Origin of the sequence: Plantibacter auratus (assembly GCF_050587365.1) — a bacterium.
Classification (GTDB): Bacteria; Actinomycetota; Actinomycetes; order Actinomycetales; family Microbacteriaceae; genus Plantibacter; species Plantibacter auratus.
This window is the reverse complement of record NZ_JBOBFV010000001.1, coordinates 1,028,981-1,042,286: the sequence shown is the minus strand read 5'-3', so window position 1 is coordinate 1,042,286 and position 13,306 is coordinate 1,028,981. Positions and strand designations below refer to the sequence as shown.

Below are 13,306 nucleotides of genomic sequence, written 5' to 3'. Positions count from 1 at the left end.
CCATCCCGGGCGACAGCACCGCCCGGCTCCCAGACCCACAACGGCACCACCGTTCTCGCCCATCACAGATAGGAAACACCATGTTCACAGTTCGACAGGGTCGACGCCTCGCCGTCGGCATCGCCGCGACCGCCGTCGCGGCCCTCGCACTCAGCGCCTGCTCCGCAGGCGACCCGACCGCCGGGGAGACCGCGGCATCCGACACGATCACGGTCGGCTCCGCCGGATTCCCCGAGTCGGAGATCATCGCCCAGATCTACATCCAGGCGCTCGAGGCCAACGACATCAAGACGGCCGAGTCCCTCAACATCGGCGCGCGCGACGTCTACATCGCAGCGCTCGAAGACGGCTCGATCGACCTCGTCCCCGACTACAGCGGCAACCTGCTGCAGTTCTTCGACGACTCCGCCACGGCCACGTCGAGCGACGAGGTCTACTCCGCCCTCCAGGAGGCCACGCCGAAGGGCTACGAGGTCCTCGACCAGTCCAAGGCGGAGGACAAGGACTCCTACAACGTCACGAAGGAGTTCAGCGAGGCGAACAACGTCACGAGCCTCGCCGACCTCGCGGCGCTCTCCATCCCGCTGGCCATCGGCGGCGCACCCGAGTTGGCTGAGCGCCCGTACGGCCCGAAGGGCCTGACCGAGGTGTACGGCGTCCCCGCCGACAAGCTCACCTTCGTCCCGATCAGCGACGGCGGCGGCGCACAGACCACCGCGGCCCTGCTCGACGGCACGGTCCAGCTCGCCGACATCTACACCACGACCCCGTCGATCACCGAGAACGACTTCGTCACGCTCGAGGACCCGGAGAACCTGATCCTCCCGCAGAACGTCCTGCCGCTGATCAACTCGGCCAAGGCCAGCGACAAGGTCAAGGAGGTCTTGAACGCCGTGTCCGCGGAGCTGACCACCGAGGACCTCATCGAGCTCAACGCCCGCAACCAGGGCGACGAGAAGGCCGCTCCGAAGACCCTCGCGGCCGACTGGCTGAAGGACAAGAAGCTCTTCAGCTGAGCAGCAGCCACACGTCGATGGCGTCGTCCGGTTCTCCGGGCGGCGCCATCGCGCTGTTCGCGAGGAGCGCATCCGGCTGCAGCCGGATGTCCAGGGGGTCTCCGACACCTGAGGAGTTGGTAGCGTCAGGGTATGAGTTCCGAGACCCCCGCAGAGTTCATCGCGTCCTGGACCGCCTGGCACACCGCTCGCGAGCGTTCCGTCCGAGCACCCCACGGTATCGCCGCCCTCCGGTTCACCCACTGGCTGACCGAGGAGGCGACCGCCCTCGAGGGCGCGCCGGGCACCTGGCGTGCTGACGCGACCGGCATCGTCGGTGAGCGGCTCACGGGTACCGGACTGACCACGCCGAGCGGCGCGCAGATCATGACCGACCGCGTCGAGCTGGTGCACGGCGACGAACTGCACTTCGGCGACGCGCTGCTCCGAGGCATGGAGCGGGACGGCGTCTACGCCCTCCGCGTGCTCGACCCGGAGGCGCCGACACGGACCTCGCTCGAAGGCATCAGCGCCTTCGCCCCCGACGTCGCCTGGATCCGGCCGGCGCGGTTCGTGCCGTCCCCGGACGTCACGGTCGAGACCGAGTCGATCGACGGCCACGTCACGACCGAGACCCCCGTCGGCCGGGTCGAGTTCGAGCTCGGTGATGAAGCGGTGTCGCTGACGGTCACGGGCGGCCCGAACGGACTCTGGGCGGTCTTCTCCGACGGCACGAGTGGCGACGAGAGCTACCGGTTCCGGTTCATCAGCATGCCGGCGCCGACCGCGGACGGCCACGTCCTCGTCGACTTCAACCGCGCGTACCTGCCGCCGTGCGCGTTCAGCGACCACTACGTGTGCCCGCTGCCTGCGCCGAACAACCGGCTCCGCACCCGGATCACGGCGGGCGAGCGACTGCCGCTCGGCCAGTAGGTCCCGGGCAACGGATCCCGCATGACGAACCGGCTCGCCGAGGCGATGAGCCCGTACCTCCGCTCGCACGCCGAGCAGCCGGTCGACTGGTACCCCTGGGGGCCGGAGGCCTTCGCCGAAGCGGCCCGTCGTGACGTCCCCCTGCTCGTCTCGATCGGCTACTCGACGTGTCACTGGTGTCACGTCATGGCACGCGAGTCGTTCTCGGACGAGCACATCGCCGAGCTCCTCCGACGCGATTTCGTGGCGGTGAAGGTCGACCGCGAGGAGCATCCCGACGTCGACGCCAGTTACCTCGCCGCCGCCGGCGCGTTCACCCGTGACCTGGGCTGGCCGCTGAACGTGTTCGTGACGCCGCGCGGACACGTCTTCCACGCGGGGACCTACTCGCCTCCCGTGCCGCTCCGCGGGCATCCCTCGTTCCCGCAGGTGCTCGAGGCCGTCCGTGTCGCGTGGACCGAGCGACGGGAGCAGGTCGTCGCGAGCGCCGACGGACTCGCGCGGGCGGTCGCCGAGACGATGTCGTCCACGGATGACGCCCCACTGCCGGAGCCCGGCGACCTCGACGCGGCGATCGTGGCGGTCGAGGCGCTCGAGGACCGGGAGCTCGGCGGCTTCGGCACGGCTCCGAAGTTCCCGATGGCCCCGCTGTTCGACTTCCTGCTGACGCCGCGCGAGGGGGAGGTCGCCCGCCGCGGTGTCGACCTCGCGCAACGCACCCTCAGGACGATGGGGGCCTCGGCGCTCCGGGATCCGGTCGAAGGCGGGTTCTTCCGGTACGCGGTCAACCGGGACTGGACCGAGCCGCACTACGAACGCATGCTGACGGACAATGCGCTCCTCCTCACCGCGTACACGCGGGCTTGGACCGAGCGCCCGAGCTCGTGGGCGGCCAGTGTCGCCGCCGGGATCGCCGAGTTCCTCATCGGCACGCTGCAGCAGCCGAGCGGCGGTTTCGGGTCGGCGCAGGACTCCGAGAGCGTCGTCGACGGCGTCGGATCGGAGGGTGGCTACTACCGACGCGATGTGGACGGCCGGGCGATGCTGACCCCGCCGGCCGTTGACCGCAAGGTGCTCACCGGTTGGAACGGGCTCGCGATCGGCGCGCTGGCGGAGGCCTCGACTGTCTTCGACCGCCCCGAGTGGCTCGAATCAGCGAGGTGGGCGGCGGACGCGGTGGTCGAGAACCACCTCGGCTCGGACGGCACGCTCGCCCGGGCCTCGCTCGACGAACGGCGGTCGGGTGCGGCGGCGGCCCTCGAGGACTACGGGATGCTCGCGGAGGGGCTCCTGCGCCTCGGCCTCGCGACGGGCGAGGTCCGCTACGCGGAGGTAGCCCGCGACCTCGTCGACCGGTGCTTGCCGGACGAGACCGTGACTGACGAGACCGTGACTGACGAGACCGTGACCGACGCCTCCTCCGCCGCGGTGGCCGGCTTCATCCTGCCGGGCGGCGGCGACCCGGTGCTGTCGGCCCAGGGCATGCGGATCGACGGCGACCCGTCGGAGGGCGCGTATCCCTCGGGGATATCGTCGCTCGGACGCGCGTCGCTGCTGCTGTTCCAGCTGACGGCCGACGGCCGGTTCCGGGACGCCGCCGAGGGCGCGGTCCGGTTCGCCGCGTCGGCTGCGCTGTCGGCACCGACCGCGTTCGGCGCGAGTCTGGCCCTGGCGGCATCGCTCACCGGGCCGGCGTCGCAACTCATCGTCGTCGGGCCGGATCGGGTGGACCCGGACGAGGACGAAGATCGCGCGACGGCGGATCGGGCGATGCGCGACGCGGTCAGGACGCGCCGGGACGACGTCGTGGCGGTGGTCTCCGAGCGGCAGGCGGTGGCCTGGGCGACGAGCGGGTTCGACGTCTTCGCCGAACGGACCAGTCGGGACGGCCGGTTGACCGCCTACCACTGCCGGGACTTCGTCTGCCGCCTCCCGGTGACGGACGCGGCGCAGCTCGACGCCCGCTGAACCAGCCCACCGACCGACCCGTCACGTCGACGGGTCAGGCTCCGAACGTGCCGTCCGGTCCACCGAAGCGCAGCTCGCGGGCTTCGGAGCGCCAGCGTCCGAGTCCACCGTCGAGGAGCGCGACGCGCTCGTATCCGGCTCCGGTCAGCGCCGCACGAAGGCGCTCGGCGGAGCGCCCGTCCAGCTGGTCGTACAGGACGATCGTGTGCTGCTCCGTGATGCCGATGGCGGCCGCACCGCGTCGGATCTCGTCCGCTGAGGATGCTCCGAGCCCCTGGCGCGCGTCCAGCAGCTCGACGAACACGGCACCGGGTACGTGCCCGTCGAAGAGGTACAGGTCGTAGCCGCTCACCAGCCGCACCGGGCCGCCGTCCAGCGCAGGCAGCTCGACGACACTCGCGTCGAGGACGATGAGGCTCTCGCTGCCGAGATGGTCCGCGAGCCACTGGGTGGAGACGAGCGGGTCCACCAGGAACGGCGCGTGCGTGGAGGTCATGCGCCCACCGTAGGAGGCCGCAGCCCGGATGACCACGGTGGTCGGCAACACGCGGTCACACGACGCCGCGGTTCAGCACTCGATGACGTTGACCGCGAGACCGCCCTCGCTCGTCTCCTTGTACTTCGTCGACATGTCGACACCGGTCTGGCGCATGGTCTCGATCACGGTGTCGAGCGACACCAGGTGCGTCCCGTCGCCGTGTAGCGACAGACGTGCGGCGCTGACGGCAGTCGAGGAGGCGATCGCGTTGCGTTCGATGCACGGGACCTGGACGAGCCCGCCCACCGGGTCGCACGTGAGGCCGAGGTGGTGCTCCATCGCGATCTCGGCGGCGTTCTCGACCTGACGCGGTGTGCCGCCGAGGACGGCGCACAGGGCACCGGCGGCCATGGCGCACGCGGAGCCGACCTCGGCCTGGCAGCCGCCCTCGGCCCCGGAGATGGACGCGTTCGCCTTGAAGAGCGAGCCGATGGCGGTCGCCGTGAGCAGGTACCGACGGATGCCGTCGAGCGAGGCGCCCGGCACGAACCGCAGGTAGTAGCTCCCGACGGCCGGGATGATCCCCGCGGCCCCGTTCGTGGGTGCGGTCACGACCCGCCCGCCGGAGGCGTTCTGCTCGTTGACCGCCAGGGCGAACGCGTGCAGCCATTCCGTGGGGAGCTCACGCCCGCTCTCGGCCTCGGCCACGTCGAGGCGCTCACGGACGGCACGTGCCCGGCGCTTGACGCCGAGACCGCCCGGGAGTGTGCCGGTGTCGGCGAGCCCGGCGGTCACGCACTCGTGCATGGCCGTCCAAATGGCGTCGAGGCCGGCGTCGACCTCGACCGCGGACCGTAGGGCCTCTTCGTTGCGTCTCGCGATCGCGTCGATCGGGAGCCCTGTCTCGTCGCAGAGCCCGATGAGCGTCTCAGCGGTCCGGAACGGCATCGGCACGGGTGTCGACGGCAGCACCGTGCTCGGGTCGTCGCCGTCACGACGGATGAAGCCGCCGCCGACCGAGTAGTACGTCTCGGAGCGCACCGGGAGGTCGCTCCGCTGATCCCAGGCGTGGAGTGTCATGGCGTTCGGGTGGCCCGGCAGCCTCGTCCTGGGCACGAACGAGACGTCGCCCTTCGAGAACGCGATGGCACGCGTCCCGGCGAGCGCGAGGGGAGCGCCGTCGGGGTGGTCGCTCCAGGCCCGGCGGACCTCGGCGGGATCGCACCCTTCGGGGGTGAGCCCCTGGAGTCCCGCGACGACGGCGTCGGGGGTGCCGTGGCCGATGCCGGTCGCGCCGAGCGATCCGTACAACGAGCACGTGACGCGGTCGACCCGGGCGAGCAGGCCGTCGTCCGCGAGCCCGGTGGCGAAGGCCAGGGCCGCCCGCATCGGTCCGACCGTGTGCGAGCTGGACGGCCCGATCCCGATGGAGAAGAGGTCGAACGCGGACACGTATGCGGTCACTGGACGACCCCCTTCGGTGCGACTGGCTCCTCTCACTCTAAGCGTCTTCGGCGCCGGGTGCGGTGTCAGCGGCCGTCAGCGGGTGTCAGCGGCAGGTGAGCGATCCGTGAGTGCCCCCGCCCACACTGTTGTCCAGGTCGCCCACCGGCGGCCCACACCTGATTTCGAAAGGCATCCGCATGAGCATCAGCTCCGACTGGGCGATCGAAGCCCACGGCCTCGTGAAGACCTTCGGCGACAACCGGGCGGTCGACGGCGTCGACCTCTCGGTCCGCACCGGCACCGTCTATGGCGTCCTCGGCCCGAACGGCGCCGGCAAGACCACCACCATCAGCATGCTGGCGACGCTCCTGCGTCCTGACGCCGGCACCGCCACCGTCTTCGGACACGACATCCAGCGGGAGTCGCAGGTCGTGCGCCAGCTCATCGGCGTGACCGCGCAGTTCGCGTCCGTCGACGAGAACCTCTCGGCCACCGAGAACCTCGTCATCTTCTCGCGACTGCTCGGACTCGGCCGCGCGGAGGCGAAGCGCAAGAGTGCGGAACTCCTTGAGGAGTTCGGCCTGAGTGACGCGGCGTCGCGACCCCTGAAGAAGTTCTCCGGCGGCATGCGTCGTCGTCTCGACCTCGCGGCGAGCCTCATCGCCCAGCCGCCCCTCATCTTCCTCGACGAGCCGACCACGGGCCTCGACCCGCGGACCCGCGCGCAGATGTGGGACACGATCCGCCGCCTGGTCGCGACGGGCTCGACCGTCCTCCTGACCACCCAGTACCTCGACGAGGCGGACCAGCTCGCCGACCGGATCGCCGTCATCGACCGCGGTCTCGTGGTCGCCGAGGGCACCTCCGACGAGCTGAAGGCCTCCGTCGGCGAGTCGTCGCTGCAGCTGCGGCTCGCGGACCCCGCCGACCTGGAGGATGCGCGACGGGTCATCTCGAGCGTCCTCAGCGTCGACACCGTCGTCTCTCCGGAGGCCACCCGCATCACGGCCCCGATGCGCGACCCCGACGCCGTGACCGACCTGTTCATCACGCTCCGGGAAGCCGGGATCCGGCTCGCGGAGATGAGCGTCCAGAAGCCGACGCTCGACGAGGTCTTCCTCACCCTCACCGGGCACGGCGTCGAGGCGGACGACGCCGACGCCACGTCCGACACCGATTCCCTCGACACCGCAGAGCAGGTCCACGCATGAGCACGATCACCATCACCCCGGCCGCAGACCGGTCCCTCCGGAACCATGTCAGCCTCTCGCAGACGGTCCGCAACTCCTTCACCATGGCGTACCGCGGACTGCTCAAGATCAAGCGCACGCCCGAGCAGCTGATCGACGTGACGGTCCAGCCGATCATCTTCACCCTGATGTTCACGTACATCTTCGGCGGCGCGATCGCCGGCGACGTCGCGAGCTATCTGCCGATCATCATCCCGGGCATCCTGGTCCAGACCGTCATCACGACCTCGGTCGTGACCGGCATCCAGCTGCGCGAGGACATGGACAAGGGCGTGTTCGACCGCTTCAAGTCGATGCCCATCGCCCGCATCGCACCGTTGGCCGGTGCCCTCCTCGCCGACACGGTGCGGTACACGATCGCCACGACGCTCACCTTCGCGATGGGCTTCGTCATGGGGTACCGACCGGAGGGCGGCATCGGCTTCGTGGCCATCGCCGGCCTCCTCGTGATCGTCTGCGCCTGGGCCATCAGCTGGATCTTCGCGTTCTTCGGGGTCATCGCCCGGAGCGCGAGCAGCGTGCAGGGCATCTCGTTCCTCGTCCTGTTCCCGCTGACGTTCCTGTCGAACGCCTTCGTGAACCCGGAGACGATGCCGAGCTTCCTCCAGGGCTTCGTGGACGTGAACCCCGTCTCGCACCTCGTGACCGCGGTCCGCGACCTCGCGAACACGGGTGTCTTCGGCGGCGACGCCTGGCTGGCGCTCCTCGGAGCCGCCGTCATCGTCGCGGTCTTCGCACCGCTCACCGTGCGGGCGTACATGCGCCGCGCCTGACGACGAGACGACCGCAGCGACCGATCAGCGCGCCGCCAGGGCAGGACTGCCGAGCAGTTCGAACGCCCTGGCGGCGCTCTCGTGCGCCTGCAGGGTGAGGGTCCGCTCGGCGAGGCGGTCGCGCTCGGTCGCCGTGAGCCGCGCCGCCGCTGCTGCCTCGTGTGGTGTGCGGACGAGCGATGGGATGTCCTGACGGGAGGCCAGCGCACTGGCGAGCGCGACGAGCTCTGCGCCGATCAACCGCACCTCGTCGTCCTCCGAGCGGACGTACCAGGCGCCGAGCGCGATGACGGTGGAACCCAGCACCGGTCGGTCGAACCGGTTCGGGAGGAGGCGTCCCAGCGCGATGGTGCGGGTGCGGACCCGCCGCGCGAGACGCTGGACCTCGGTGGCGTCCGGGACACCGTCCAGCACGGCGGCGGCGATCGCGGCGGAGCCGACGAGGGTGAACCACGGCGATCGGCGCGACTCACCCGGAGCGAACGCCACGAGCGCCTTCCCGTAGAGCTCGGCTCCCCGTGTGGCGTCGCCCTGTGCCCGCGCGATCTCGGCGAGACCGGCCCAGCCGATCGACCGCCGTTCGGGGAGCGGGGCGAACGCGGAGAACGAGACGTCGTCCGAGAGGAACCGGTCGAGCACGGTGGTGGCGGCGGCGTGGTCACCGCGGGCGATGTCGCCGATCGCGATCAGCCACTCGAGTTGACGGAGGTCCGCCTCGGCACCGATCGCGGTCAGCCCCTCGGCAGCGCGGGCCGCCCAGACGAGCGCCTCCTCCGGCTCGTCGTTCTGGCTGTGCAGCTGGGCGAGCATGTGCGCGCTCATGGCGGCGCCCCAGACGTCCCCGAGCGCGAGCGAGAGGTCGTTCGCGCGCACGGCGGCCGCCTCGGCGGCGCGGGGGTCGCCGTCGTTCTCCGCCGCCTGGGCCGACATGAGGTTCCCGAGGTTCGCGACGTGCGGGTCGGTCGACCGGGAGTACTCGCGGAGGAGGGCCTCCGCGCGTTCGGGGCGACCCGCGACCAGCAACAGGCTGACCATCGCGCGCATCCGTGGGGCCTGTGTCGTCCGCGCCCGTTCGAGTCGGCGGAGGACGCCGATCGCCCGCGCGGACGTCCGGGGATCGGTGGCGAGGAAGGTCACGGTGATGATGGCGACGGCGATGGCCGGGGTGTCGGTCGACACCGACTCCGGGTCCTGGTGGCGGAGCACGTCAAGGACGGCCGTTCCGAAGACCAGGACCTCCTGATGCGCGCTGCGGATCGTCCAGAAGAGGGCGAGTCCTGCGAAGACCGGGGCGACGACATCGGCGCGATCGTCGGCGACGGCCCCGCGGAGCACGTCCACCAGGGTGTCCTGTTCGAGGGCGAGGCGCGCGAACGCCGCCACCTGTCGCGGTCCCTGCATGGCGGGGAGGAGCGTCTCGGCGAGTGCGACCGCCCAGGTCCGAGTGCGGTCGAGTACGAGGTCGTCCTCGTGCGCCTCGGCGGACTTGATCGCGCCGAACTCACGGACCGTCTCGAGCATCCGGAATCGGACGGTCCCGGTTGCCGGGTCGTCCTGCACGGTGAGCAACGACTGGCCGACAAGCGCGTCGAGCGCCTCCACGACCTCGACCTCGGGGGCGAGCGCTGCAACCGCCTCCAGATCGAAGCCGTCGGGGAACCTGGACATGCGACGGAGGACGACACGTTCGTGCTCGCCCAGGAGGTTCCAACTCCAGTCGATGACGGCGAGCAGGGTGCGGTGGCGCTCAGGAGCGCTGCGATCACCGGCGGTCAGCAGGGTGAAGCGGTTCCCGAGTCGCCGCTCCACCTCCTCGACCGACATGGATCTGGTGCGCGCCGCCGCGAGTTCGATCGCCAGCGGCAGGCCGTCGAGTCTCGCGCAGAGACGTGCCGCGACGTCGAGAGGCACATGGAGTCCCGGGCGGGCGGCGCGGGCACGCTCGACGAACAGCCGCACCGCCGGGCCCGCGTGTTCGAGGTCGGTGCCGTCCACGGCAGCGACCAGCGGGTCGAGTTGGTAGACGTGCTCGGCGGCGATCGACAACGGGCTCCGACTCGTCGCGAGGACGCGGAGGTCGCCGGCCCAGGCCAGCGCATCGGCGATCCAGCGTGCCGCCGCATCCACGAGGTGCTCGCAGTTGTCCATCACGAGCAGCGTCGGCCGCTCCGAGAGTCGGTCGATGATGCGCTCGTGCAGCTCGACCGGTTGCACCATGATCGCTTCACTCAGCCGACGCGGGGTCGGGGCCTCGCGGATGCCGAGTGCGGTCGCGACCGCGAGTGGCAGATCCTCCGGGTCCCGCACGCTCGCCAGTTCCACCACGACGACGCCGGGCGTGGTCGTGGTGGCACGCCGGGCGACCTCCTGGGCGAGTCGGGTCTTCCCGAGGCCACCGGGGCCGAGGATCGTGGTCAGGCGGACCTCGGACACGAGCGTGCCGATCGCGTCGAGGTCGGTGTCGCGACCGAGGAGCTCGTTCGGCGCCGTCCGGAGTCCGAGCACCATGCTGGAGACGCGGGCAGCCAGGGGTGTGGACGCCGGCGCAGACGGCTCGACGGCGTCCTGCAGGAGCGCCGCGTGTGCCGCGACCAGCGCCGACGTCGGGTCGGCACCGAGCTCGTCCCGGAGCCGGTGACGGTGGTCGGCGAAGAGCTGCATCGCGTCGGAGCGACGTCCGCTCTGCGCGTAGGCGTTGAAGAGCATCAGCTGGGTGGCGTCATCGAGCGGATCGGCGGCGACGAGCGCCTCGAGATCGGTGATGACGGCCGCGCCGTCGCCGAGCTCGAGGCGGCTCTGAGCACGCACCCGGCGCAGGTCGTCGCGGAGCCGCGCCGCGCGGTGCGCCAGCTCGTCGCCGAGCGGGCCGTCAAGTTCAGCGCCTGGATCACCGGTCCAGAGGAGGAGCGCGTCCCGGGCGAGCGTGCCCGCGGTGTGCGGGTCGGCGGCGCGGATGGCCGTCGACGCCGCATCGGCCGCCTGCGCGGCGACGTGGAGGTCGACCAGGGACTGATCGATCGACAGTCGATACCCGGCGGCAGAGGAGTCGATGAGGTCCGGCGCCGACACGGCGCGCACCCGTGAGACCAGGGTCTGCAGCGCGGCTTTGGCACCCGCGGGCGGTGCGTCGTCCCACAGCTCGTCGATGAGGGCGGCCGTCGACACGGCGTGCCCGTCCGCGAGCACCAGGATCGTCACCAGTGCTTTGGCGAGCCGGCCGCCGGGTTCGACGAGCCGACCGGTGCGTCCCTCGACGAGCACCGGCCCCAGGACGGTCACTCGGAGGTTCGACGCAGGCACGTCACGAGTGTATCCACGGCTCGTTACTTGGACCGGCCCGGTCACTGAGCCGTCCCCGGTCACTGAGCCGTCCCCGGTCACTGAGCCTGTCGAAGTGCGACCTGCCGACGAGTTCAGGGAACCGAGGCGTCAGCGCAGGGTCTTGCGGGCGGTGATCTGGCCGGTGTCGAAGCCGAGCAGATGGAGTCCACCGTGGAACCGGGCGTGCTCCACCTTGATGCAGCGGTCCATCACGACGTTCAGACCCTTCGACTCGCCGTACTCGGCGGCCTCCTGGTTCCAGATGCCGAGCTGCACCCAGACGGTCGGTGCTCCGATGGCGACGACCTCGTCGATGACCTGGGGGATGTCGCTCGCCTTGCGGAAGACGTCGACGATGTCTGGTACCTCCGGCAGGGAGGCGAGGTCGGGGTAGGCGGGCTGACCGAGGATCTCCGTGGCGTTCGGGTTCACGAAGTAGATCGTGAAGTCGCTCGACTGCTGCAGGTAGGTGCCCACGAAGTAGGAGGAACGCGCCGGGTTCGGGGAGGCGCCGACGATCGCGACGGACTTCGCCTCGCGGAGGAGCTTCAGGCGGGCCTTCGCGTCGGGGCCCGCCCAGGTGCGCTGCGAACGCAGCAGCTTCGCGAGCGGCGAATCGGCAGGCAGCGAGCAGGTGAGGCCGTTGGTGAGCCGGACCGTCTCGGTCGCGTCCTGGTCGGTCACGGTCGCGTCCACACCGGTCACTGTCGCGTCCACACCGGTCACTGAGCTTGTCGAAGTGCTCATGCCACTACTCCTTCACCGCTGCGGCGAGCGCCTGGTCGAGGTCGTAGATGATGTCGTCAGGGTCCTCGATACCGACGCTCAGCCGGACGATGCCCGGCAGCACACCGGCGTCGACGAGTTGCTGGTCGGACAGCTGCGCGTGCGTCGTCGATGCGGGATGGATGATGAGCGTCTTCGCGTCGCCGATGTTCGCCAGGTGGCTCGCGAGGTCGACGGACTCGATGAGCTTCTGGCCGACCTGACGGCCACCCTTCACCTCGAAGCTGAAGACCGAGCCTGGCCCCTTCGGCAGGTACTTGTTCGCGCGTTCGTGGTGCGGGTGAGCCGGGAGTCCGGCCCAGTTGACGGCGGCGATGCGCGGGTCGGCGTCGAGCCACTCGGCGACGATCCGCGCGTTGTCGACGTGGGCCTGGATCCGGAACGGCAGCGTCTCGACACCCTGGGCGAGGAGGAAGGCCGAGTGCGGTGCGAGCGCCGGACCGATGTCGCGGAGCTGCTCGGCGCGCAGCCGGGTGAGGAAGGCGTACTCGCCGAAGTTGCCCGACCACTGCAGGCCGCCGTAGCTCGGGACGGGCTGGCCGAACAGGGGGAACTTGTCGGTGTTCCAGTCGAAGCGCCCGCTCTCGACGACGACACCGCCGAGGGTCGTTCCGTGGCCGCCGAGGAACTTGGTGGCCGAGTGCGTGACGATGTCGGCACCCCACTCGATCGGGCGGTTGAGGTAGGGCGTCGCGATGGTCGAGTCGATGATGAGCGGAATGCCGTGCGCGTGCGCGACGTCGGCGAGGCCCTCGATGTCGGCGATCTCGCCCGAGGGGTTCGCGACCGTCTCTGCGAAGACGAGCTTCGTGTTCTCCTGGATGGCGGCGGCGTAGTCGGCGGCGTCGGAGGACTGCACGAAGGTGGTCTCGATGCCGAACCGGCGGAGGGTGACGTCGAGCTGCGTGATCGAGCCGCCGTAGAGGTTGGCCGAGGCGACGATGTGGTCGCCCTGTCCGGCCAGCGAGGCGAAGGTGATGTACTGCGCGGCGAGGCCGGAAGCGGTCGCGACGGCACCGAGGCCGCCCTCGAGGCTGGCGATGCGCTCCTCGAAGCTCGCGACCGTCGGGTTGGCGAGGCGGGAGTAGATGTTCCCGTACTTCTGCAGGGCGAAGCGAGCGGCGGCGTCGGCGGTGTCGTCGAAGACGAAGGCGCTCGACTGGTAGATGGGCAGCGCCCGTGCGCCGGTCACCTGGTCGGGGATGTTGCCCGCGTGGATCGCACGCGTGCGGAAGCCATACTCACGATCTGCCATGCGTTCACGCTACCGGAGCACCGTCGAGCGCTTCACCGTGCTGCAACATTGCGTCGCATTCGACCGCACTGCACAGGGCCTGCCCAGGGCGTCGGCGTATC

10 protein-coding genes are annotated in these 13,306 nt (G+C 70.6%); 5 read left to right on the top strand and 5 right to left on the bottom strand.

The features are described from left to right. The first annotated feature begins 80 nt into the window (after positions 1 to 80). The 3 genes from ACQ3HE_RS04830 to ACQ3HE_RS04820 all read left to right on the top strand — a co-directional run bounded on the left by ACQ3HE_RS04830 (position 81) and on the right by ACQ3HE_RS04820 (position 3,896). Complete coding sequence (locus tag ACQ3HE_RS04830) at positions 81 to 1,016, top strand: ABC transporter substrate-binding protein (protein ID WP_159878119.1); 936 nt, start codon at positions 81 to 83, stop codon at positions 1,014 to 1,016. Between the two features lie 132 nt (positions 1,017 to 1,148). Further along, positions 1,149 to 1,928, top strand: coding sequence for a DUF1684 domain-containing protein (locus ACQ3HE_RS04825; RefSeq protein ID WP_159878120.1), 780 nt, complete (start codon positions 1,149 to 1,151; stop codon positions 1,926 to 1,928). Positions 1,929 to 1,949: 21 nt separating this feature from the next. Then, on the top strand, positions 1,950 to 3,896 hold the full coding sequence (locus ACQ3HE_RS04820) for a thioredoxin domain-containing protein (RefSeq protein ID WP_430891526.1): 1,947 nt from the start codon (positions 1,950 to 1,952) through the stop codon (positions 3,894 to 3,896). A 34-nt stretch (positions 3,897 to 3,930) separates the two neighbouring features. On the opposite strand, the gene ACQ3HE_RS04815 is transcribed toward ACQ3HE_RS04820, so the two are convergent. Together ACQ3HE_RS04815 and ACQ3HE_RS04810 are read right to left on the bottom strand one after the other, a co-directional pair. Next, positions 3,931 to 4,392, bottom strand: coding sequence for a rhodanese-like domain-containing protein (locus ACQ3HE_RS04815; protein WP_202938732.1), 462 nt, complete (start codon positions 4,390 to 4,392; stop codon positions 3,931 to 3,933). A 72-nt stretch (positions 4,393 to 4,464) separates the two neighbouring features. After that, complete coding sequence (locus ACQ3HE_RS04810; RefSeq protein WP_430891524.1) at positions 4,465 to 5,838, bottom strand: L-serine ammonia-lyase; 1,374 nt, start codon at positions 5,836 to 5,838, stop codon at positions 4,465 to 4,467. Positions 5,839 to 6,017: 179 nt separating this feature from the next. Here ACQ3HE_RS04810 and ACQ3HE_RS04805 point away from each other — a divergent pair, with 179 nt between their 5' ends. After that, on the top strand, positions 6,018 to 7,031 hold the full coding sequence (locus tag ACQ3HE_RS04805) for an ATP-binding cassette domain-containing protein (RefSeq protein ID WP_430891522.1): 1,014 nt from the start codon (positions 6,018 to 6,020) through the stop codon (positions 7,029 to 7,031). Then, positions 7,028 to 7,843, top strand: coding sequence for an ABC transporter permease (locus ACQ3HE_RS04800; protein ID WP_430891520.1), 816 nt, complete (start codon positions 7,028 to 7,030; stop codon positions 7,841 to 7,843). Before ACQ3HE_RS04805 ends, ACQ3HE_RS04800 begins: the two co-directional genes overlap by 4 nt. 24 nt (positions 7,844 to 7,867) lie before the next feature. On the opposite strand, the gene ACQ3HE_RS04795 is transcribed toward ACQ3HE_RS04800, so the two are convergent. The 3 genes from ACQ3HE_RS04795 to ACQ3HE_RS04785 form a co-directional block, all read right to left on the bottom strand. Continuing rightward, a complete protein-coding gene (locus ACQ3HE_RS04795; protein WP_430891519.1) occupies positions 7,868 to 11,143 on the bottom strand; it encodes an ATP-binding protein in 3,276 nt (1,091 codons plus the stop codon). 129 nt (positions 11,144 to 11,272) lie between these two features. Continuing rightward, entirely contained in the window at positions 11,273 to 11,764 is a 492-nt protein-coding gene (locus ACQ3HE_RS04790; RefSeq protein WP_370282230.1) for a CoA-binding protein, read from the bottom strand. 151 nt (positions 11,765 to 11,915) lie between these two features. Next, on the bottom strand, positions 11,916 to 13,205 hold the full coding sequence (locus tag ACQ3HE_RS04785) for an O-acetylhomoserine aminocarboxypropyltransferase/cysteine synthase family protein (RefSeq protein WP_079705440.1): 1,290 nt from the start codon (positions 13,203 to 13,205) through the stop codon (positions 11,916 to 11,918). Positions 13,206 to 13,306 lie beyond the last annotated feature (101 nt).